Source organism: Pseudomonas sp. TNT3, assembly GCF_010095445.2.
Lineage (GTDB): Bacteria > Pseudomonadota > Gammaproteobacteria > Pseudomonadales > Pseudomonadaceae > Aquipseudomonas.
Genome location: NZ_WFGV02000028.1, coordinates 35557 through 59363, shown reverse-complemented (window position 1 = coordinate 59363; position 23807 = coordinate 35557). Strand labels below are relative to the sequence as shown.

15 protein-coding genes are annotated in these 23807 nt (G+C 58.4%); 7 read left to right on the top strand and 8 right to left on the bottom strand.

Annotation, left to right across the window (positions count from 1 at the left end):
* Window positions 1-167 precede the first annotated feature (167 nt).
* Both GBC55_RS17310 and GBC55_RS17305 read left to right on the top strand, forming a co-directional pair.
* On the top strand, window positions 168-3299 hold the full coding sequence (locus tag GBC55_RS17310; RefSeq protein WP_162438755.1) for a transglycosylase domain-containing protein: 3132 nt from the start codon (window positions 168-170) through the stop codon (window positions 3297-3299).
* A gap of 161 nt (window positions 3300-3460) precedes the next feature.
* Window positions 3461-8269: an NEL-type E3 ubiquitin ligase domain-containing protein gene (locus tag GBC55_RS17305; protein WP_162438754.1), complete on the top strand. Its 4809-nt coding sequence runs from the start codon at window positions 3461-3463 to the stop codon at window positions 8267-8269.
* Window positions 8270-8352: 83 nt separating this feature from the next.
* On the opposite strand, the gene GBC55_RS17300 is transcribed toward GBC55_RS17305, so the two are convergent.
* The 6 genes from GBC55_RS17300 to GBC55_RS17275 form a co-directional block, all read right to left on the bottom strand.
* Window positions 8353-9555 (bottom strand): hypothetical protein, encoded by a 1203-nt coding sequence (locus tag GBC55_RS17300; protein WP_162438753.1) that lies wholly within the window; start codon window positions 9553-9555, stop codon window positions 8353-8355.
* Window positions 9556-9620: 65 nt separating this feature from the next.
* Window positions 9621-10121 (bottom strand): CS1 type fimbrial major subunit, encoded by a 501-nt coding sequence (locus GBC55_RS17295; protein WP_162438752.1) that lies wholly within the window; start codon window positions 10119-10121, stop codon window positions 9621-9623.
* A 33-nt stretch (window positions 10122-10154) separates the two neighbouring features.
* Window positions 10155-10898 carry a molecular chaperone gene (locus tag GBC55_RS17290; protein WP_162438751.1) on the bottom strand — a complete coding sequence of 248 codons (744 nt, stop codon included), beginning with the start codon at window positions 10896-10898 and terminating at the stop codon, window positions 10155-10157.
* 44 nt (window positions 10899-10942) lie between these two features.
* Window positions 10943-12157 (bottom strand): hypothetical protein, encoded by a 1215-nt coding sequence (locus tag GBC55_RS17285; protein WP_162438750.1) that lies wholly within the window; start codon window positions 12155-12157, stop codon window positions 10943-10945.
* A 4-nt stretch (window positions 12158-12161) separates the two neighbouring features.
* Entirely contained in the window at window positions 12162-14687 is a 2526-nt protein-coding gene (locus GBC55_RS17280) for a CS1-pili formation C-terminal domain-containing protein (RefSeq protein ID WP_162438749.1), read from the bottom strand.
* A gap of 112 nt (window positions 14688-14799) precedes the next feature.
* The gene (locus tag GBC55_RS17275) at window positions 14800-15294 is read right to left on the bottom strand and encodes a CS1 type fimbrial major subunit (protein ID WP_162438748.1); all 495 of its coding nucleotides are present in this window, start codon (window positions 15292-15294) and stop codon (window positions 14800-14802) included.
* A gap of 503 nt (window positions 15295-15797) precedes the next feature.
* Between GBC55_RS17275 and GBC55_RS17270 the strand changes: the two genes are divergently transcribed.
* Together GBC55_RS17270 and GBC55_RS17265 are read left to right on the top strand one after the other, a co-directional pair.
* A complete protein-coding gene (locus tag GBC55_RS17270; RefSeq protein ID WP_162438747.1) occupies window positions 15798-16373 on the top strand; it encodes a PadR family transcriptional regulator in 576 nt (191 codons plus the stop codon).
* Entirely contained in the window at window positions 16370-17155 is a 786-nt protein-coding gene (locus GBC55_RS17265) for a siderophore-interacting protein (protein ID WP_162438746.1), read from the top strand. Before GBC55_RS17270 ends, GBC55_RS17265 begins: the two co-directional genes overlap by 4 nt.
* Before the next feature lie 295 nt (window positions 17156-17450).
* On the opposite strand, the gene GBC55_RS17260 is transcribed toward GBC55_RS17265, so the two are convergent.
* On the bottom strand, window positions 17451-18095 hold the full coding sequence (locus GBC55_RS17260) for a Pr6Pr family membrane protein (RefSeq protein WP_162438745.1): 645 nt from the start codon (window positions 18093-18095) through the stop codon (window positions 17451-17453).
* 2 nt (window positions 18096-18097) lie between these two features.
* Window positions 18098-18328 carry a VF530 family protein gene (locus GBC55_RS17255; protein WP_162438744.1) on the bottom strand — a complete coding sequence of 77 codons (231 nt, stop codon included), beginning with the start codon at window positions 18326-18328 and terminating at the stop codon, window positions 18098-18100.
* A gap of 405 nt (window positions 18329-18733) precedes the next feature.
* Between GBC55_RS17255 and GBC55_RS17250 the strand changes: the two genes are divergently transcribed.
* The 3 genes from GBC55_RS17250 (at window position 18734) to GBC55_RS17240 (ending at window position 23585) form a co-directional block, all read left to right on the top strand.
* The gene (locus GBC55_RS17250; RefSeq protein WP_162438743.1) at window positions 18734-20116 is read left to right on the top strand and encodes a carbohydrate porin; all 1383 of its coding nucleotides are present in this window, start codon (window positions 18734-18736) and stop codon (window positions 20114-20116) included.
* Window positions 20117-20330: 214 nt separating this feature from the next.
* Window positions 20331-22742 carry a glucose/quinate/shikimate family membrane-bound PQQ-dependent dehydrogenase gene (locus GBC55_RS17245; protein WP_162438742.1) on the top strand — a complete coding sequence of 804 codons (2412 nt, stop codon included), beginning with the start codon at window positions 20331-20333 and terminating at the stop codon, window positions 22740-22742.
* Window positions 22743-23285: 543 nt separating this feature from the next.
* Window positions 23286-23585 (top strand): DUF6124 family protein, encoded by a 300-nt coding sequence (locus tag GBC55_RS17240; protein ID WP_162438741.1) that lies wholly within the window; start codon window positions 23286-23288, stop codon window positions 23583-23585.
* Window positions 23586-23807 lie beyond the last annotated feature (222 nt).

Sequence of the window (23807 nt, the reverse complement as noted above, 5' to 3'; positions counted from 1 at the left end):
ACCTGAATCCCTTGGACACCTGTATCCCGTTACCACAAAAACGCCTTTTCACAGGGACTTGACGATCGGAAATCGATATTTCTGTATTCACAATTTTTTCACCATCGCCAACCACCGACTAAGCTTCAGACAAGTCCGATCAATCTGCGTGAATGGATCAGTCGACTATGGGCGCGTTATGGCAAACCGATTCGAGTAAAACCGTGGTCCAGACTGAAGCTGTGGATGATGCGCCGCCACCTGAAAAACCCCGTGGCACCAAGCATGGGTGGAAGGCCTTTTGGTTGTTGGTATTGATTATCGCCATCGTCCTTGGGCTCGCTGCTGCCAAGGAAATGCGCACGTCAAAATTCCAGTCCCGGGAAGTCAGCAAGTTTGCCGCCACCCTCAATTACGACCTGCAACCCGGCCCCAGCGATGCGATTCGCTACCCCGGCGCCGGTCCGTTTGATTTGCGCTTGGGCTACAGCTCGCTGAGCGACTTTCTGCCGCGCCTGATCAAGCGCGACTACGTGGTGCAATCGCAAACCCGATTTTCCCAAGCGTTGATGGACTACAGCGGCAAAGGCTTTTTCGTACCCTATGCGGAAAAAATCCAGGCGGGACTGTCGATCACCGATTGCCGTGGATCACCGCTGTATCAATACAAATACCCGCAGCAGCTCTATTCCAGCTTCGAGGCAATACCGCCGGTAGTAGTGAACAGTCTGCTGTTTATCGAAAACCGCTTCCTGCTCGACCCCCGCCAGCCCCTGGCCAACCCTGCCGTGGATTGGCCACGGTTCGGCATGGCGGCGTGGTCTCAAGTGGCAAAATTGCTGCACATGCCTGGGCAGTCGGCCGGTGGCAGTACCCTGGCCACGCAATTGGAGAAGTACCGGCACTCGCCCGACGGCCTGACGGTGTCGGGCGCGGAAAAGATCCGGCAGATGATTTCCGCCACCGTCCGCGCCTATCAGGCCGGACCGGACACCCTCGTGGCGCGGCAGAATGTGGTGCGTGACTACCTCAACAGCGTGCCCCTGTCAGCCGTTCCGGGCCACGGCGAAGTGCATGGCATGGCGGAAGGGTTACGCGTCTGGTACGGCGCCGACTTCAACACGGCCAACGAAACCCTGGCCAGCACGGCAACGGACCCGAAAACCATGGCGGCAAAGGGCCTGGCCTTGCGCGAAATGCTGTCGCTCATGATCGCCCAGCGGCGCCCTTCCCACTACCTGACCAAGGGTCACGATGAGCTGGCCGACCTTACCGACAGCCACATCCGCCTGCTCGCGCTGAATAATGTGATCGACGCACCACTGTCGGCCGCCGCGCTGGCCAGCAAAGTGACTTATCGCGATTGGGCGACGCAGCCCACTATCCAGCCAATCGAAACCAACAAGGGCATCAGCGTGGCGCGCAGTCGCCTGGGCGGCCTGCTCAATCGTCCCCTGTACGATCTCGACCGTTTGGACCTGTCCGCCACCAGCACCCTGCAAGGCGATCTGCAAACCCGGGCCACCGAATACCTCAAGCACCTCGCCGACCCGGTCTTTGCCGCGCAGATCGGCTTGATGGGCGAGCGCCTGCTGACCCCCACCAGCACCACCCAGGTACGTTACAGCTTCACCTTGTTCGAACTGACCCCCGACGGTTCGCGGGTGCGGGTACAAACCGACAGCACCGACCAACCGTTCGACATCAACGAAGGCAGCAAGCTGGAGCTCGGCTCCACGGCCAAAATGCGCGTGATGACCACTTACCTGCAAATCATCGCCGAGCTGCACGATAAGTACGGCGCAATGACCGTACCGGAACTCAAGAAACTCGATGTACCGGACCAGGACCGTCTGAGCCGCTGGGCCATCGACTATTTGATCCAGAATAAAGACCGCAATTTGCAAACCATGCTCGGCGCCGCGCTGGATCGTAAATACTCCGCCAGCCCGGGCGAGGCTTTTTTCACTGGCGGCGGGCTGCACACGTTTAACAACTTTCGCAAAGAGGACAACGGCCGACTACCCACTCTGCGTGACGCCCTGCGCGAGTCGATCAACTTGCCGTTCATTCGCCTGATGCGCGACCTGGTGCGCTATGCCACCTACTCCGGCCCCAACAACAGTGCCGAATTGCTCAAGGATGATCGCGACCCGAGACGTCAGGAATACCTCGCCTCGTTCGCCGACCGCGAAGGCACTTCGTTTCTGCTGAAGTTCTGGAAAAAGTACAAAAACAAAGACACCCAGGCGCGACTGGAGACCTTCCTCGACAGCATTCGCCCGACCCCAATTCGCATGGCGGCCGTGCATCGTTACCTGCTGCCACAAGCCAGTCAGGAAAGCTTCAACGCCTTTGTTCGCGCACACCTCAAAGGTGCCAAGCTCACCGAGAAGCTGACCGATGAACGCCTTGAGCGGCTCTATGAGAACTACAGACCCGGCGCCTATGACCTGCCGGACCAGGGCTTCATTGCCAAGGTTCACCCACTGGATCTATGGCTGATGGGATACCTGCTGAACAACCCGGATGCCAAGTGGAGCCAGATCGTCAAAGCCAGCCAGTTCGAGCGTCAGGAAGTCTACAGCTGGCTGTTCAAGAGCCGTCACAAAGGCGCCCGCGACAGCCGCATTCGCACCATGCTGGAAATCGAGGCGTTCCTCGACATTCATCAGCGCTGGCAGAAAGTCGGCTATCCGTTCGACCACCTCGTGCCGTCGCTGGCCACCGCCATCGGCAGCTCCGGCGACCGCCCGGCCGCGCTGGCCGAGTTGATCGGCACCATCCTCAACGACGGTGTACGGATGCCGACCTTGCGCATCGACACCCTGCACTTCGCCGCGAACACGCCCTATGAAACTAGGCTGATCAATGACCCGGACGTCGGCAAACGGGTGATGCCTTCCGAAGTGGCGACAGCCATGCGCGAGGCCTTGTCGCAGGTGGTGGATGCCGGTACCGCCAAACGCGTCTCCGGCAGTTTCATCACGCCCGATGGCAAACCGTTGGCGATGGGCGGCAAGACCGGGACCGGGGATAACCGTATTGAAGCCGTCGGCTCGGGCGGGCGAATTCTCAGCTCGAAATCGATCAACCGCACCGCGACTTTCGTGTTCTACATCGGCGACACCCATTTCGGCACCTTGACCGCGTTTGTGCCGGGACGTACTGCCGAAGCCTTCAAGTTCACCTCGGCGTTGCCGGTGCAGGTGCTCAAAGGCATGGCGCCGATTTTGACGCCGTATCTGCAACCGGGCAGTGCTTCGCAATGCCACCCCGTGGAGGGTTCGTCCGTGGCGGCAGCCCATCCGACTTCGTGACCCGGTATTGTCCAATAGCAGGTGGTATTCCGTTATTTTTCAGATTCGATTATTCAAAGGTTTGCCCGCACCAAACCCCGGTTTAGCGCAGGTATTCGGGCTTTTTTTTTGAGCCCCGACAGATAGGCTGATCCTTCTTAAAACGATCAAGGATGATTGCCATGTCTGACGCCCCCTCGCCTGCCCAAACCACCGACAAAGGCCGGCACTACACGTTCATCGAGAACATCCTCAGTGACCCGTTCAAAACCGCCACCGTCGGCAGAGCCAAGGCACTGAGTGCCACAGCCCTGAACATGGAGCCGTGGTACCGCACGGTACCCAGCGCTCTTCACGACTCGCTGAAAGCCGCCAACCTCAAAGCCTGGAGTTCTCAGAACCAGGTCGACAAACTGTTCGAACAACTGCAGGACGTTCATTCCTTTGCTGCGCCCCTGCTTCAGGTAAAACTCAAGGAAAAATACGGCATCACCGATGACGTCAAGACGACGTACTTGCGCCTGTACCTTCCCAAAAACCTGCCGTGGTACACGATCAATCTCTCGAACGGGCTCACCATGCGAACCGTTTCGCTGCTGGATGCAGCGCTGCACAACTTCGCAAAAAACGAAACGGTCGATACGGGCTCGGAATTCATCAGCAAACCTGACCACCGCGGACACTTCGATGTTCTGCCGATAAGACACAAAATGACCGTCGGACAGTTTCAGGCGCTTTGCCGGGAACTGGACATCGGCGCACGGTACAAAGCGCACCTCGAAAGTGTTCTGCTACCCGGTGAACCCGTGGCCGAAGCCGTGATGAAACTCAAGGTCACCAACAGCCAGAAAGACGCCCTCGCCGTCGCCGCGCAACTGGCGCTGACCACCGGGGATATCCAGTACGACGTTTACAAACTGGTGCTGGACCTGACAAAGGAGGCACCTCAACTCCTGCTTAACGGCAGACAAATGCTGTGCTGCGATCTCTCGATGATGGAGACCCGTCTGACCGGTATTGTCCTGCTGATTCCTGCCATCAAGGACAGCAGAGGCATTCGACGGCTCATCGCCTATGTGCCCCATGACCCGGATCACCCGCTCAAGGAATATGAATCAACAGACGCCTTCATGACCGAGCTGACGCGCCAACTGCGAGAAAACAAGATCGGCACATCATCGAAGCAGACCTACCGACAATTCTTCAGCCAGTTCGTGGATCAACAGCAACGCGGGCACTTTTTTGCAGACCTCGACCAACGTCTCTCCAGCGTCAAATGGCATCAAAAAGAGGATGCAACGGATCAGCGCCCAACGTGGCGTGAGGAACCGGTGACCCGCCCGCGCCTGCAATTCCAGCACCTGCCGCTTACCCGGGATTTCTGGACACACACCTACCAGCAAAAACTCAACAAGGTCATCAACGACGCACGGGAAATCGCTGTGTCCACTGATGACACCGACAGCAAAGCGCGTTGGGCCTGGTGGGATAATTTCAAAAAAATCGTGTCCGACATCTTCAATGTTGCGCTGTTGATCGCCACGCCGTTCGTGCCGGGAGTGGGCGAGATGATGATGGCCTACACCGTTTATCAGCTGACCAGTGACGTCATCGAAGGGCTCGTCGATCTGGCGGAAGGCCTTGGGCTCGAAGCAGCCGAACATGTGATCAGTGTGGTGACGGATGTCATCCAGCTGACAGCCTTCGTTGCAGGTGCGCAAATAGGCAGCGCGTTCAAGCTCAAACTGTCGCCGCTGGTCGATGGAATGAAACAGGTCAGGCTGCCTGATGGCAAACAAACCCTGTGGCTCCCCGATCTAGCCCCTTACGAACAAAAAAACCTCACCCTGACGCCTGGTTCGAAACCGGACGAATACGGCCTGCATCGCCGCGCCAACCAGACCATTTTGCCGCTGGAGGACAAGTTCTACTTCATCGAGAAAGTCTCGAACGAGGCGACTTCCAACACACACCGCATCAAGCACCCGACTCGCCCGAATGCCTACTCGCCCACACTGGAACACAACGGCCATGGCGCCTGGATATACGAGGGAGAAAAGCCGGGCGATTGGGAAGGCGAAACCTTGATGCGCCGGCTTGGCCACCGCGTGGATCGCTTCTCACCTGTGGAGCTTGAGCAGATCCGCATCAGCAGCGGCACGTCAACCAATGCGCTGCGCCAACTGCATGTCGATAGTGCGCCGCCTCCGCCGATTCTGGCTGACACGATCAAGCGCTTCATTGCTTATGACGAGGTCAAAGCCGTCGACGGCCGTGCAGCTGAAACATCAAAACGTCTGTACCAGGCAGCAGAGGCAACAAGCAAGGCAGAGGTCCTGTTGCTGAGGCAATCCTTCCCGGACATCCCGCTCACCGTCGCGCAAACCGTGCTGGCGGACGCCACGGCCGACGAGCGCACCATTATGGCCGAGGAAAATCGCTTGCCGTTACGCGTGAAAACCCAGGCACGGGAAATGAACTTCGAAGCCGGAACCGCGAGAGCCTACGACGGTTTTTATCGCCCGGAACAGACGATACCGGACACCGAACGGCTTGCACTCAACACCCTCAGACTCAACACCGACACGTTCAGCGACCTGCGCATCGAAGTCAGGGACGGTACCGATGACGGCACACTGCGCTGTAGCGTCGGCCCGGATGACGCCGCAACGGTTCGCCGGCTGATCAGGGATGAACAGGGCCAATACACGGTGCTCGACGGGGACAATCAGCCATTGCACGAAGCCGGCGATTTCTACGAAGCGATCCTGCGCGCCTTGCCTGACGACAGACGTGCAGCCCTGGGCTACCCGCGAGGTCACGGCCATTCGCTCAAAGTCTGGATCATGGAAAAGTCTGCGCCGCCTGCCCAGCGCCGGACGTTGCTGGCAGAGCCGCCGATTCGTACCGTGGCCGCCATTGAAACCGTCAATCTGGTGCGTGGGCCGTCGCTCTCCAGAAGGCCGGCAACGCCGCAAGAAAGAGTCATGAATCTGTATTCCGGTATGAGCGAAGAGCAAGCGCACGCGTTCGTGGAGGCCTTAAGGGCCAAGGGTGATCCCGATCAGGCGATTGACCGGCTCAGGGATGAACTTCAGGAGTTACACACAACATTACGCGACTGGAGTTACAACTATCATCCCAATGTGGATACCTCAGACGTACTCGACGCCAACAGCGATTGGAATAACTTCAGGTTCAAAGGCGGCAGCTTCATTCAAGAACGACTTATTGAATGCTTCGAACGCAAAAGCCAGGCATTCGGTGAACGTAACATTCACCCCGAAGCCGGCTACACGCTGGACTTGTCATCCGACCTGATGGGGCCCCAGCTTGATCGGTGGTGGACCGATCTGAAAGAGCTGCCAAACATCAAAAAATACCTGGACCAGGTGACGATCCTCAACCTCGACAACGCGCGTTTTTCCGCCGACGCCAGGGGCCTGCTGAGCGACCTCCCCCAAGTCCGTCACTTGAGCGCCCGGTACAGCGATCTGACCGCCCTGCCACCCGCTATCGGCAGGATGCATCTGCTCGAAACCTTGCGTTTGTCCAACAACAGAATCCGCCTGACGCCTGACTCCGCCAGGCAACTGGGAGGTCTTACTCGCCTGAAGACGTTGAGACTGGATGGCAACCCATTGCTGCATCCGCTGGATGTCGGGCGCATGCCTGGATTGCGGGTGCTGAGCCTGAGAACAACCGGGCTCGAAACGTGGCCGGAACGCCTGTTCATGGACGGCGTGTTCAGAAAGTCCCGCCCACGGGGTTTTTCTCTCGATCTGCGTAGCAGCCCGATCACCACCGTCCCTGACGTAGTGCCTGGCTCGGACCATGCCCTGATAGTGGCACGTGCGCGCCTCGACACGAGAAAGCTCTCCGATGTCGACCGACTTCGTCTGGAAACTTACCGAGAGTCCGTCGGCATGGCCGCTCGCCAGGTTTATGAGCAAGCGGCGACCGATGAAATCAGGAACTGGAGAATGATCTCCGACGACGCAACGCCTTACAGCACCTCGGCGGGCGTCGGCACTTTCCGGGATGAATCGTGGCACGATCTGGCGTCTGAACCTGGCGCTGCCGATTTTTTCAGAGTCATCAGGAAGCAAAGAGAAAGCAAAGATTATCGGAACAGTGACTCGCGCCCACAATTGACGAAGCGCGTATGGCAGATGGTCGATGCCGCCGCGCTGGATTCCGACCTGCGCGTAGAACTGTTCGAGCAGGCCAGACAACCCGACACCTGCGGGGACGCTGGGTCACAGCTGTTCAACAGCATGGGACTGAAAGTGCTGGTGTCCGCGGCGCGCACAGAGTCGACATCGGTGCTGGAACTCGAAAACCGTCTGGTCAAACTGGCCAAAAGCGCTGCGCGTCTGGAAAAGGTTGGCGACATTGCCAGAAAGGAGATTCTCACTCAGCGCGACATGAGCCAACGTGTTCCGCCCGTACCGGATTACCACGCACCCGATGAAGTGGAAGTTCACCTGGCATTCGAAACAGGGCTGGCCAAGCGGCTGGATTTACCTTGGCAATCTGACCGCATGTTGTACCGGGATACCTCGCGGGTAACCCCGGACATGATTGATGCGGCCTACAGGAAAATCATCGCCGATGAAGCAGGCGATGGATTGGTCAACGCAATGATTGACTCCTTCGAAAATCCGTTCTGGGAGAACTATCTGAAAAGCACTCACCCGGCCGAAATCGAGGCAAACAAACGTTCTTTCGATTTACGACTGGGTCAGGTCGAAGACTTGCGGGAAGCGCAAAACGCCTGGGTGAATGAATCGGACCCGGCACAATTGGCCGTGCGTCAAAAAACTCTGGAGGACTTGGCCAATCAACTGAATGTCGCGCACAACGAAGTTTTCACCGAAGAGGAAATGACCGACGAGTTCTATAACCAGTTGGTGTTGCCATTGACCAACGAACGAAACCAGCTCGCTAGAACATTGACCCGTGAAGCGTTGGCCAGAGCCGGGCTCTGACCTCGGCTGGCTCAGCACACGATCAGCCAGCCCTTGCATGGGCTGGCTGACCGGTACCACACCCCGATTCCGGCCCTAAGCGATCACACTTCCGAATCCCATATCACAGTGATATCGCCTTTATAGTGCTGCTGTCGGGCACTGATCAACCAATCGGTGAAACGCTCGTCAATCTCGAAATGCAGCGTCCCCGGCTTGCGATCCACGTAGACGCCGGGCTGGAACACCGGGCTGACAGAGCGACTCAATGGCATCCGCCTGACCGGTTGCCCGCTGTCGTCGGTCAATCCATTAGGCAGACTGACGCTGACATCCACAATCGCCCCATACCGGCCATTTGAGTTACTTATGCCGCAACCCTGCTCATAATCAATTCCACATTCGAGCTTCATCGTAAACCTGGACGAAGCAGAAATATTGAATGTTTGATCGCGGTAAAGACGCACAGGCTTGCGCCCATGGCCAAGCCAGGTCTGCCATCCACCTTGCGGTTCCAGGATAACTTTGCTGCCTCCGGGGGGAATTTCAACTTTCATTGTGTGCTGGACATACAAAGTGAAGTCGATGGAGATCAAATCGTCGTCAGGCACCATGACATCGCCCATGTCGAAATCCCGGCCTGGACCTATGCTGTAATTCAATACACCGCGGTAAGTACCCGATGACATCTTGAGGGGATTGGGCGTAACGAGCTGATAAGAGAACCCCATGTCTCGGTAAGCAAAATCATAGGATTGATCAATCGATGTTTGTGCTTGTTTGGAGCAGACACCCGCATCAACCGGAACTCGCCAGAAGAAAGCAAAATAGAGGTGGTTGCCATACCCCACACCGCCATATTGACAGGGAGGCGGAGCATAGACCCAACTTAGTCGCCAAACACTCTCCGGGAGACCCTTATTGATTGCGTAGGCGGCACCGATACCATTCACGCGCATTCTTACCGTCTCTTCTTCTCCGGTTTCGTCATGAATGACTCTGACATCCCTCCAAGAGGACGGCACCCGAAACATCGGGCCTTGACGTTCGTCATGCAGCGCCTGAATGCCAGCGATAGCTTTGAAACGAATCGGCAAGGCGAGACTGAAAACACCGTTTTCGCAATAATCCGGGTGGTCGCCGCAGTACCCACCCTGGGGTGTTTTATTGACAAATTCGTTGTGCATCGGATTCGTCGGGTCCGGCTGGAACAGTGCCGTGATCTCTACATTCGCAGCACTGGCCGAAGTCATAAAACCTGTCAGTATCAGTGCGCACAGGCCCTTTACTTTTTTTGCCAGATTCATGGTTCATACGCTCTCTGTTTTTTATCGCTGTCACCTATGCAGCTCGACACTAATGCCTGTTTTGACTACTCCCCCGGCGCCCTGGCACTGAACAACAACAGGACGTTGCCGCTGTAGTCCCCTGGCCGATAGCCCCCGACCGGCTTTACCGGCTCGATTTCCAGTGGCACCCGGATGCCCGCGGCCGCGTCGGCCGCCGACACGACTTGCCGGGGGGCAATATCAGGGCTCAACTCCACACCGTTGAAACTGACCCGCAACGCGATGTCGTCGCTCGGCCTGCCGTTGGACAGGTAGGGTGTGGCCTCCAGGCGGGCTTCAATCGCGCTGGTGTCATGGCGCACATCGAAGTTCTTGCGCACACTGCTCAGGGTCGAGGTCGGATGGTCCCAGTGCAGTCGCTGTGGCCGGTGTATCCAGTCGGCTTCAGCCGGGATCAGGTAAAACGAACGGCTCGGGATGGTCAGGGACACCTCGAAGGTGTGCTCTTCCCGGGCCGCCCATGTCAACGAGCCCGTCAGTACCGTCATTGCCGTCATCACGACGGCGGCGCATTGCTTGATCATGTTCGTTACCCGTTGCGTCAATGAATAGCCGGTCTAGCGACTGACAATCTTCAGGTCGTTTTTGCGGTCGCCTTCGATCAGTTTGAACCGGTACTCGCGCCCCTTTTCCTTATCGAAGCCAAAGACCTTGCCGGCCATGACGTGGTGTTTGGTGGTGGCGCCACAGTCGCTTTCATTGCTCAATGAACAGCTTTTGAATTCATCGACAATCACCACGGTATTGCCGTTATTGCGCAACTCGTAACGATTGTCGGTTTCATTGATGACGCTCTCGAACCGTGCGTCCTTGGGCCGAACGAAGAACACGGTGCCGAACCCGGTCATGACGTTGACCCCCGCCGACAGGTTCTTTTTGTAGTCCTCGCGCTCTTCGCTACTGACCAGGAACTCGTCTTCCTTCTCCGGCACCACCGGCACGAACCGCACACGGAAGTAGCGTTCGCGGTCCCGCTCGCCCATGTACAACAGGCGCGTGCCCTGCATGCCCTGGGCCGGGACGATCAGCCGCGCGGGGCTTGCCATCACGCCATTGCGCGAGGCGCCGTCGGTGGCGGTCTCGACCGGGACCTCCTTGGGCGTGCCGTCGGCGTCGTAGACGATTTCCAGCACGTTGACCTTGACGAAAGCGGTGCTGTCGCCGCTGTTGAATACCCGTTTCAGGTAGGTACTTTTATCCGCATCCAGATAGTCATACACGGTGCCGACATTGATCTGCGGCCCGGCGTTTGCCGGCATGCAAAACACGCTGAGCAACCCCAGCAAACACACTCGGTTCATGGTTTTCAATCCTGTGAAAAATGTGAAAGAACTGACCGCAACGGTCATACGTCCGAGTCCCAGATAATGGTGATATTGCCGCTAAGCGTGTCGGTGAAGCCGGGGCGCAACAGGAAGTCGATGGCAGCTCGGGTCATCTCGAACCGTAGCGAGCCGGCCTTGCGATCCAGATAGAACCCGGGTTGAAAGGGGCCGGCCCAAGTGTTGTACCGCAACGGTTGCTGCTTGACTGGCCCCCCGTCGACTCCAGTAATGCCATCGGGCAGCGTGAGGAATGTTTCCACCTCGGTGACATTGCCTTGGGGGCTGCCCAGCTTGCAGGCAGTGCCACCGGTCGAGTCGCACAGCATCATGACTTTGAAGCGCGACGACGCCGACAGGTAAAACAGTTGGTCGCGGTAGATCCTGGTGGGCTTGCGACCGCCATCGATCCAGCGCTGCCAACCGCCCTCGGGTTCCAGCGCCACCTTGTTGCCGCCCGGTGGCAGATCGACTTTCAGGGTGTGCTGTACGTCGAGGACGAAGTCCAGGGTCAGGCTGCCGTCGTTTGGAATCATCAGCGATCCCAGATCGATATCGGCGCCGGGGCCCACGGTGTAGGAAATGGCACCGGTATAAAGCCCGCTCGACATGCCCAAGGGGTTGGGCGTGCGTAACTCATAGGCGATGTCGAGGGTGTCAAAGTAGATGGAGGGAATGGGGTAGGCAGCCACCTTCTCACAGAATGCCTCCACAGGTGTTTTCCAGAAAAATCGATAGAAATTGTCGCCATATGCCCCCACGCCGCTGTACTGACAAGGTGGCCGCGTGTTGACCCAACTGCTGGTGGTCCATAGCTTTCGATGGCCTTCCAGTGGGTCCGTTACCCCGACCAGGTTGGCGGCCGAATCGCTCAGAACAAACTGGGAGCCAGCACCGGTGATGCGCACTGCAACGGTCTCTGTTTGTTGCGTTTCAGCATTGGTGACGGTCAACCATCGCCAGTTGGCCGGCATTTTCAGTCCGATGCTTTCGCCGGTCGCGATCGAGCGACTGGAGTCGAACCGAACCGGCAGTTGGATACTGAACATGTTGTTGTCGGCACACTGGCTTGGATAGATCGCGCAATACCCACTGTTCGGTGTTTTGTTGAGAAATTCATTTTTGTTCGGTTGCGAAGGATCGGGCTGAAACAACGCCCTGATCTCCCGAGTCGCCGCCTCCGCCGAAGGCACGCTCAATGCCATCAACAACCCCAGGCAGCACGTGGATTTTTTCATAGGATCAACCCGCCTTCTGTTCGGTAAACGTGACGTCCGCCAAGGTGTCCGGTGTGCAGCGCAGATCACCGATCATCAGCACATTGTTTTCACTGCGGTGACGGCTCGCGTCGAGGCGGAACTGACACAGCAACTGATTGCCCTGGCGCACTTCCAGGGTCGGCGAGCCGGCGTTCATTTCCATCGAGAAGAAACCATCGACTTCGGTCACACCCCGGCTGGCGTGGTTGATCACGTGATGGCCCTTGAGCGGCTGCCCTTTGGCATCGATCAGCCGGCCGAGCACGGTCAGGGTTTTCATCACACGGATCTTGCGATACTCCACCCCGCCCTTGTTCAGGTGATAGCGGGTGCGTGCCGGCTCGATGGTCGCCGCCGGTACGTGGTTGCCCTCGAAGTCGAAACTCACCGAGCTGTTCTGATACGCGGTGATCGGGATGAAGTTACGCCCCGGCCTCAACGCCGCGCTGCCGCCGCTGTAGTCGTCGGCGCGCAGGGCAATGTCTTCGATGTCCGATTCCACATCGACAATCAGGCCCGCGCCGCGCATCTCGTACTGGCTGGTCAACATCATTTTTTCGCCGCCGATGGCCAGGGTGCTGTCCAGGTTCAGGCCACCGGTGAAGTTGCCGTTGTAGGACGAGCGCTGAACAAAGCCATCGCCATTGATCTGGTCGGTGCGGAAGTTCGCCAGGCTGGACAGGCCGACGCCATACGTGTCGGTGAGCGCGGTGACCGAGACGCTTTGCAGTACGTGATCTTTCAGATCCTTGCGCCAGCCGATCGAACCGTTGTTGTCGCGACCGCCGTCCCGCGCCGTGCGCGAGCCGATGCTGCCGGTGATCTGCTGGCCGGGTGCGCCCAATGCCAGGTTGACGCTCAGGTCGACACCGCGATTGCGCGCGCTGCCGCTGCTGTAGCTGCCGGGCCGGTCAAACAGCGACAGCCGCCAGTTGCCATCGCTACCGAACAACGTGGTGCGCTGGTTCCAGCCCAGGTCCAGACCGACACCTTCAACGTTGCCTTCGCTGTGGGACACCCGGGCATTGATCGAACTTTTGCTGCTGAGCCGATGATTGAGCGCCAGGGATGAGTTGCTGGTCTCGCCGACGAACACATTGCGCTGGCGTATCCGCGTGCCGTCCGGCAGGGTTTCGTAGAGGTTGGTGGTGTCCAGCCAGCTGCGGTTGTGGCTGATCACGATGCTGCCGGCGCCATAGTTATAGAGGCTTTGCAGATCGAGGCCGGTGCCATGATCCTGCGTCTGATAGACGTTGGCGTACAGGCTGAGGTGGTTGGCCAGGGTCCAGTCGATGGAACTGCCGTATTGCAGTTTTTCGCGAATCTGCCGCGCCGACAGCCCGAGAATCACCCGCGGGTGCATCAGGTAGTTGACCGAGGCGCCTGCCGTGGGGCTGCCGCTGGATTGTTGATCCCAGTTGCTCAGCAGCTTGCTTTCTTCACCGGCGAACAGGTTGTAGCGCCAGCGATCGTCGAGGTTGCGCCAGTTGTTGGGCTTGTACACCAACTCCTGGGTGGTGGAGGTGATCTGGCCGTCTTCGACCAGGCGCACTTCCACTTCGTAAATGCCGCCCGGCAGTGGCCGGGTGTCGAGGGTCTGCAAACCGGCGGGCACCGACTGGGTGTTGATCAGCAGACCGTCGCGATAGATCTCCACCGAGCCCTGGCGATTGGCCGTGACGTAGATCGGGTAGACGCTGGGCATCGGGCTGTTGATCGCCAGGCTGTCGGAGCTGCCGTACATGACGCCGACGGCAGTGTCGGGGCTGGTGCCAAACGTACGCGGTTGGCGGGTCAGCCCTTCGGAATTGGGGGTGAAATAGCCCAGGCGCAGGAAGCTGCCCTGCAGTTCGCGCTGGGTGTAAAGCTCATGGACCGCGTGGTAAAGCTTGTCATCGGGACCGCCGAGGCGGGCCAATTGCATGTTGAACGTCTGGCTCCAGTTGCCCAGGCTTGCGCTGGCTTCGAGGCCATAGCGTCCGCCCAGATCCTGATCCTGGCCACCGTTGAGGTTGAGCTGGTTACGCACCATCAAACCGCTACTGCCGCCCAGAGGCTGATCGAAGTAACGTTTGGCTTGCACATCGCGCTCAGCGTTTTCGGTGAGGATGGAGACCAACGAGCTTTCCAGGTTGTAGTGCACCGCCAGCACCTGATCCGGACATGTGCCGGTGCAGTTGCCCAGTGGCACGCCTGGTTTGAGGTAGCTCGCCCATTTTTCCCGTTCGGTGGGGCTGAAACGGTTTTCGCTGGTGTCGGTGAATTCGAGCAAGGTAATGCGATCATCGCGAGACAGCACCACCATCGCTTCCCCCAGTGGCTGCTGATCGAGCTCCACCCGAACAGCCAGAGGGACATCAAAGAAATGCTCTTCGAAATCCGCCGGCAGACCTTTGGCCTGGGCCAACAGGCTTCGCGGTGTCGTTCCGGCAGAGGAAACCGGAGCCGCTGCTACGCTGGCACAAAACAGCAGCGCAAGCGCCGCCGCGATGGGTGTCATCGGGAACATGAACTCTTTCTCTGATTACGAACTCATTGAAATCCGACGGAGCAAACACTGCTGTTTGCCCCCTCGGGTGACGCGAACTTGAACAGTCAGCGTTTGTTGATCGAGGACTCGATCAAGGAGTGACGACCGGAGGAACGGCGTCGAAGGTCATTGCGACAACACCGGTGTAATCGCCCGGTGCAGGAATGGTGGCGTCTTTGAGTGCAATGTTCAGCGCCGCACGGAAGTTGACATCGGACTCAGCCTCGCCCACAACCGGTTTTGGTGTAGTGGTCAGTTCGACATTATTGAGGGTGACTTTCAGATCAGCGGAGTTGGCGCCGGAGATCAGCTTTGGCGTGGTGTCCAGGCTGGCGTGGACCGAGCCATTGTTGTTGCGCAAATCGAAGAAGCCATTGACCTCCCCCATTTTGCCGGAGCTTGGCTGGAAGCTCATGTCCTGATCCTTGTTCACCAGATCAGGGTTAGTCGGCACCACGTAGAAACCGTTGGTCGGCACATGAGCAACGATGCTGATCGAGTGAGCCGCTTCACCGGCAGCAAATGCACCGGACGAACCCAAAGCCAGAAGAGCCAGAGGAGCAGCGATTGCGAGTTTCTTGAACATTGTTAAGTACCTGTTTTCTTTATGGAGTCGGTTCATTGAAAGTTGCAAACAAGAGGACCTTTAGTCGGCCACTTGCCTGGACTTTCAATGCCCGAGCATCTTCGACTGTTCAAGAATCAAAGTAAGCAGGCAACTTCCCAAGAGCGCGTAGTTAAACCACCCCACACCTCGAAGGAAAAAGAAACAAAAAACCCAAATAGCAAACAGTGACTGTAAGTTACGGCCTACATACAGTTTCATTAAAAAAACCATACAGCAACTTTAACTATGTAACACGGGGCTTTAACAATTTTAGAATACTAACTCTAAAATAATTAGAGTAATAGCTTTAACTTCTGGTTAAATTTTGGGTGTGAGAAAGGTCTTGCTGGCCCTTTGATAATTTGCACAGCGGGGTTACCTACCGCTCGTCAGCTTGAGGCCGCTTTTTTCCTCCCGCATCTTGCGCTCGGCTAAAGATATATCTTACGTTGTATCTAAATACGACGAAGAGAACGCAAAAAATGAGAGACCATCATTCCCCCCACCGCGAACACGGTGACGGCCGCGACGGCTTTGAGAAGCGCCCTGGCCGCGAACGCGGTGGCCGCGGCCCACGGGTTTTCGCCCCCGGAGACTTGAAATTGCTGCTGCTGGCGCTGATAGCCGAGCAGCCGTGTCACGGCTATGACTTGATCCGCCAGATCGAAAACATGTTCGACGGCGCCTACAGCCCCAGCCCCGGCGTGATCTATCCGACCCTGACTTTTCTGGAAGAAAGCGACCTGATTCAGGGCGATGCCGAAGCCGGCAAGAAACGCTATGGGGTGACTGACGCCGGTCGCCAGTCCCTCACGGATCAGGCGATTGCGCTGGAAGGTGTACGGATGCGCATCGACGTGAGCAAACGCTCATTGCGCGGCCATGATCGTCCCGCCGAGATCCATGAGGCTGTGCATAACCTGCGTCATGCGCTGCAACTGCATCACGGACGATGGAGTCCGGCGGAAATCCTTCGCGTCAGCTCGCTGCTCAACGACACCGCCAAAGCCATCGTCGACGGCCCTGCCGTTCAAGCCACCCAGGAGAACGCCGAATGACTGCTGTAGAAACCCAAACCATCCACCGCGTCATGCATGAGATCAAACGTCGTCGACTGGAAGTATTGCGCGTGGTCGACCTGACCCCGCGGATGCGCCGCATCACCTTGGGTGGCCCTGAACTGGCAGGTTTCATCAGTCTCGGAACCGATGACCACGTCAAGCTGCTGTTCCCGCAAAACGCGGCGGAACAGGCGGCGCTGGAAACCCTGGTGCTCGGTGCGGGCAAAGACGACGGCCCCAAGCCCGCCATGCGCGACTACACGCCGCGTCGCTACGACCTGAACACACTGGAGCTGGACATCGATTTCGTCTTGCACGGCGATGGTCCTGCGTCGACGTGGGCCGAACAGGCCAAACCCGGCCAGTTCCTGCACATCGGCGGGCCACGGGGCTCGATGATCGTGCCGGACATTTTCGACAGCTACCTGCTGATCGGCGACGAGACCGCCCTGCCCGCCATCGCGCGTCGGCTGGAGGGGCTGGCGGCCAACCGTCGGGCGCTGGTGATTATTGAAGTGGAAAACGGCGCCGAGCAGCAAACGCTCGAAAGCGCGGCGCAGGTCGATGTGATCTGGGTATTGCGCGAGGGTGGTAAAGACCACTTGCTGACGACCGTGAAGCAGTTGCAGGTGCCTGGCGGGAATCTGTATGCGTGGGTAGCGACCGAGACCAAAGTGTCGCGGCAGATTCGTCGGATTCTGCTGGATGAGCACGGGCTGGACGAGCAGTTCGTCAAGGCGGTCGGCTACTGGCGGCTGGATGACAGCGACGACGAATGACAGCTTTTGTCTTGCCGGTTTCCTGTGGCTAAAGGTCTTCTGGGGCTAGAGCTCTGCTGTGGCTAGAGCTCTTCTGTGGAGGGGACTTCTGTGGCGAGGGGACTTGTCCCCGTTGGAGTGCGAAGCGCTCCCAAAATCTTCGACAGCTGTCGACATTTTGGGGGGGCATAAATTTTGGGTCTGCTTCGCAGCCCAACGGGGACAAGTCCCCTCGCCACAGAAGTCCACTCAACACAGAAGTCCACTCAACACAGAAGTCCACTCACCACAGAAGTCCCCTCGCCACAGTGGGTGTTCAGCTTCGACCCGCGCGCCACCGATCCAGTCCGATCACCAACAGCGCAATCACCACAAACCCCGCCAATAACCCGCCCGCATTCACCAACACCTGTGGATAACCGAGCTTTTCCACGTCAATAAACGGATACGGGTAAACCGCCAGCACATGCCCGCGAAACAGCGAATAGGCGAAGTACACCAGCGGATAAATCACCCACAGGCCGATATGCCGCAGGCGCAACGTGCCTTTGGGCACGCAGCACCACCAATAGACCAGAAACAGCAGCGGCATGACGTCGTGCATCAACTCATCGGCCAGGAACTGCCAGCCTTCGGGATGCCACAGATGGCGCAGCAGCACGCTGTACGCCAGCCCAACCACGGCAATACTCACCGCCACCGCGCTGCTCACCCACGGCTGCAAAAACCAGCGGCGTGCTGCCGACTCGCGGGATGTCAGTTCACAGGTCAGGACGGTGGCTACCAGCGTGTTGCTCAGTACCGTGAAGTAGCTGAAGAAGCTGATCAGCCCGCCGAGCAAACTGGCTTCCAGCGTCCAGCGTGAGTAGAGAATCAGGTACAGCTGAATGCTCAAACCTGCCCAGCCGAGGATGGCCGCCACGGCCACAAAACGTCGTCGCGCGGCAGAGTGGTTGACCATGTTCAGACCGGTCGCTTGGTGCGCATCAACTTGATGTACAGACGCTCGACTTTCTCCCGCGCCCACGGGGTTTTGCGCAGAAAGGTCAGGCTCGACTTGATGCTGGGATCGCTCTTGAAGCAGCGAATATCAATGCGCTCGGCCAGCCCCGACCATTCGTAATGCTCAACCAGGGCATTGAGGATTTGCTCCAGCGTCACGCCGTGCAGCGGGTTGTTGTTCTGTTCGGTCATGCCGGGCCTTCGAGCGATGTGGGGATTGGAAGCCGCGCACCTTAGCCGAGGGCTTCGTTTGGGGGAAGCGATCTGTGTACGGTGAGTTAAATGTAGGTGAAACGCAAAAGATCGCAGCCTCGTTCCACTCGACAGCTCCTACATTGGAATGCATTCAACTGAAGGAACTATCGCAGCGGCCAAATTGAAATGCGATCACCTGTAGGAGCTGTCGAGTGAAACGAGGCTGCGATCTTTTCCACTGACTGTTACCAAATCCGAAACGCTGCATGTCAGTAAAAGCCCTTTCTCTATTTGTAACAGAACATTATCCTTACGCCCGCACCCGCTGAAACGCTTCCGCTGCCTGCTTCACGCCTGCTGTTTTCAGTTCATCCCCCAGAAAAAGATCAAGAATCTCCCCCCATGCCCGATTTCCACACTTTGCGAGACAGCGCTGTCTGCTTGTCTGTTGCCAGTCGAAAAGCCCTCAACCTGATTGGCGGCTTCACCGCATTAGGCCTTGCTACCTGCACCCAGGCCGCTCCAGCCTTCGATAGCGAATCCCCGTGGATGCTCGGTGACTGGAACGGCAGTCGCACCGAACTTTCGGAAAAAGGCTACGACTTCAAAGTCGATTACACCGGTGAAATGGGCAGCAACCTGCACGGCGGGTACGACCACGATCGCACGGCGCGGTACAGCGACCAGTTCGGCTTCGGCACGCACCTGGACCTGCAGAAAATCCTGGGCTGGGACGACGCGGAGTTTCAGCTGACGATCACCGAACGCAGCGGCAACAACATCAGCAATGACCGCATCAACGATCCCCGCGTCGGTGGGTTCACCTCGGCCCAGGAAGTCTGGGGGCGCGGGCAGACCTGGCGTCTGACGCAAATGTGGTATCAGCAAAAATTCTTCGACCAGAAACTCGACATCAAGGCTGGCCGCTTCGGCGAAGGCGAAGACTTCAACAGCTTCCCCTGCGACTTCCAGAACCTGGCGTTCTGCGGTTCCCAGGTCGGTAACTGGGTCGGCGGCATCTGGTACAACTGGCCGGTCAGCCAGTGGGCCATGCGGGTCAAATATCACCTGACACCCGAGCTGTACGCGCAGGTCGGTGCCTATGAGCAGAACCCGTCCAACCTGGATCGCGGTAATGGCTTCAAACTCAGCGGCAGCGGCACGCAGGGTGCGATCCTGCCGGTTGAACTGGTGTGGTCGCCCAAGCTCAATGGCCTGCCAGGCGAGTACCGCGCCGGTTACTACTACAGCAACGCCAAGGCCACCGACGCCTACAAGGACAGCAACGGTCAGCCGGCTGCCTTGAGTGGCGAGGCTTACCGCAGTGCCTCCAGCAAACACGGCGTGTGGCTGGGTGTGCAACAACAACTGACCAGCCGCGCCAGCGACAACTCCCGCGGTTTGAGCGTGTTCGCCAACGGCACGATGCACGACAAGAAAACCAATGCCATCGACAACTACGTCCAGGCAGGCGTCGTCTACAAAGGCCTGTTCAATGCACGCGCCAAGGACGACATCGGTTTCGCCATGGCCCGCGTCCACGTCAACCCGGCCTATCGCAAGAACGCCGAGGCGACCAATCAGGCTCGCGCCGTCTACGACTTTGACGATCCGTCTTATCTGCCACCGCAGGACACCGAATACAGCGCCGAACTCTATTACGGTGTGCACGTCACGAACTGGCTGACCGTGCGCCCGAACCTGCAATACATCCGCCATCCCGGTGGCGTGGACCAGGTCGATGACGCGCTGATTGGCGGGATCAAGATCCAGTCTTCGTTCTAACCAACACCACAAAACCTGTGGGAGCTGGCTTGCCAGCGATGACGGTGTGTCAGCCAACATTGACGCCGACTGACACACCGCCATCGCTGGCAAGCCAGCTCCCACAATGACCGCGCCAACAGTTTCACTTTTTCATATGAACCATGCCCGCACAGGATCGTCATCTACAGTGAACTTGCGCGGACTTACTTAAAACGTCACGGAGAACCACACTATGAGCACTGATGGTGCTTTGAGTCGAAGCCGTCTATTGCCGACGCTGCTCGGCATTCTGCTTCTGCTAATGGGCCTGGCCATGCTGGCCGGGGGGATAAAGCTGAGCATGCTGGGCGGCTCGCTGTACTACCTGCTGGCCGGTATTGGCCTGGCGCTGACTGGCGCGCTGCTGATTGCTGCTCGCCGCGCTGCACTGGGCCTCTACGCGTTGGTGCTGTTCGCCAGCACCGTCTGGGCGTTGTGGGAAGTCGGCCTCGACTGGTGGCAACTGGTGCCGCGTCTGGCACTGCTGTTCGCCCTCAGCATCGTCATGTTGCTGCCGTGGTTCCGTCGTCCACTGCTGCTTACCGGCGCGGCCCCCATGGGCACTGGCGCACTGAGCGTGGCCGTTGTGTTGGCTGGCGTTACTGCACTGGCCAGCCAATTCACCAACCCGGGTGAAATCAAGGGCCAGCTGGATCGCGACAGCGTTGACGGCATGACCAACACCGCCCCGGCCATGGCCGATGGTGACTGGAATTCCTACGGCCGCAGCGCTCATGGCGACCGTTACTCGCCACTGGCGCAGATCACCCCGGAAAATGCTCACAAGCTGGTTCCAGCCTGGACCTACCGCACCGGTGACATTCCTGGCCCTAACGATCCGGGCGAAACCACCGCTGAAAACACCCCGCTGAAAGTCAACGGCATGCTTTACGTGTGCACGCCGCACAGCCAGGTGATCGCGCTGGACCCGGACACCGGCAAGGAAATCTGGCGTTTCGATCCGAAGCTCTCCACGCAAAACGCGGCGAACTTCAAGGGTTGGGCGCACATGACCTGCCGTGGTGTGTCGTATCACGATGACGCCGTTTACGCTTCCGAGCAGAGCCCGACCGGCACCGCCAGCCCTGCCCCAGTCAGCGCTGTTTGCCCGCGTCGCATCTTCCTGCCGACTGCCGATACCCGTCTGATCGCCCTGGATGCCGACACCGGCAAAATGTGCGAAGACTTCGGCGATAAAGGCCAGATCGACCTGAGCGCCAACATCGGCGGCTTCAATGCCGGCGGTTACTACTCCACCTCGCCACCGGCCGTGACCAAAGACCTGGTAGTGATTGGCGGCCACGTGACCGACAACGTTTCCACCGACGAGCCAAGCGGCGTGATCCGCGCGTTCGACGTGCACACCGGCAAACTGGTGTGGAACTGGGACAGCGGCAATCCGGACGACACCACGCCGATTGCCGATGACAAGGTCTACACCCGCAACTCGCCGAACATGTGGTCCATGTTCGCCGTCGATGAAAAACTCGGCATGCTCTACCTGCCAATGGGCAACCAGACCCCGGACCAGTTCGGTGGTGATCGTACCCCTGAGTCGGAACTGCATGCCGCCGGCCTGACCGCGCTGGACATCGCCACTGGCCAGGTACGCTGGCACATGCAGTTCACCCACCATGACCTGTGGGACATGGACGTCGGTGGCCAGCCAACCCTGATGGACCTGAAAACCGCCGACGGCGTGAAGCCAGCGGTACTCGCGTCGACCAAGCAAGGCAGCATCTACGTGCTGGACCGCAGCACCGGCAAGCCGATTGTGCCGATCAATGAAGTGCCGGTTCCACAAGGTGCTGTCGCTGGTGATCACACTTCGCCGACCCAGCCGAAATCCGACCTCAACCTCATGCCACCGCCGCTGCAAGAGCGCGACATGTGGGGCGTGACGCCATTCGATCAACTGATCTGCCGGATCGACTTCAAATCCATGCGCTACGACGGCCCGTTCACGCCGCCATCGCTGCAGGGTTCGATCGTTTATCCAGGTAACTTCGGCGTGTTCGACTGGGGCGGTATCTCGGTTGATCCGGTGCGTCAGATCGCGTTCGTGAACCCGAGCTACATGGCGTTCAAATCGAAAATGATCCCCGCTGCCGAAATCGCTGCCCAAGGCCCGCGTAAAAGCGAAACCGAAGGCGTGCAGCCAAACAAAGGCGCGCCATACGGCGTGGTCCTCGAAGCGCTTCTATCGCCAATGGGCTTGCCTTGCCAGGCGCCCGCTTGGGGCTACGTGGCAGCGGTCGACCTGACCACCTCGAAAGTCCTGTGGAAACACAAGAACGGCACCGTGCGCGACAGCTCGCCGGTTCCGATCCCACTGAGCATGGGCGTTCCAAGCCTGGGCGGGACCTTCGTGACCGCCGGTGGCGTTGGCTTCCTGAGCGGCACCCTCGACCAGTACCTGCGTGCCTATGACGTTAAAAACGGCAAGCAGCTGTGGGAAGGTCGTCTGCCAGCAGGCGCACAAACCACACCGATGACCTACACCGGCAAGGACGGCAAGCAATACGTGCTGGTCGTTGCCGGCGGTCATGGCTCGCTGGGCACCAAGCAAGGTGACTATGTGATGGCGTACAAACTGTCCGAGTAAGTTTTAGCGGCAGTTATTAGGAAAGGCGACTCCTGCGAGGGGGTCGCCTTTTTTTGTGGCTTGGGGGAAGACCATTTGTGGGACACCACCTGTGGGAGCTGAGCTTGCTCGCGAAAGCGCTGTGTCAGGTGACTTCAATGCTGAATGTTAAACAGTCATCGCGAGCAGGCTCACTCCCACATTTGATCGCGATCGGCCTGAAAAAACGGGTTCAGGTCCTACAGATGCCTTTGGTAACAAAGAGAATTCCGACAGACTCTAGCGGTTGTTGTATCGGAAGCCGGAAAGATAGGCTTTTGGAGTCGCTGAAACTTCAGCGAACGGGCGTCGCGGCCCGAATTAGCTTACTTGGTGCATAATCACCCGCCCCGAACCGACGGTTCTTCAATTTTCGTCGTCTGGTCTTATGGTGGCTGTGCGTGGGATACCTTCGGGTATGCCGGGTTTGCCAAGTAGCTCGGTCCGCGAACCTGCGCACAGCTGCCACCTTTGATTGCGTCGCGGTGATCAGTGGCAGCTCCATTACCTACTTGGAGCTTCACCATGTTCAAACCAACCCCGAATCCCCCTGAAGTCGACGACCTCCCTCCCCGCCCGTCGATTGCCGACATCAAAGCCACGCCGCGCACGCCAAGCACCCTATTCACAGTGGACCCAGAGGCCACGACCGAAACCCTTGTGGTTTATCTGGTCGAGACGCTGGCTTCGGTCGATGTGATGGTCCATCAAATGGTAGACCACCTCGACGGTGGATCGCGCAATGTTTTGCTGGGTATTTCAAACAGCATCATGCTGGCGGAGATCACGGCGAACCGGGTGCTGGATCAAATCAATCTTCCCTAGCAGACGCAGGCCTCTGTGGTCTGTGGTCTGTGGCCTTTACTCTGTGGCCTGTGGCCTGTGACCTGTGACCTGTGACCTGTGACCTGTGGCCTGTGGCGAGGGAGCTTGCTCCCGCTGGACTGCGTAGCGGTCCCTATTTTGGGGTCGCTCCGCAACCCAGCGGGAGTAAACTCCCTCGCCACAATCATGTGCTGCGTTATTGCGGAATAATCGAACGCTTGC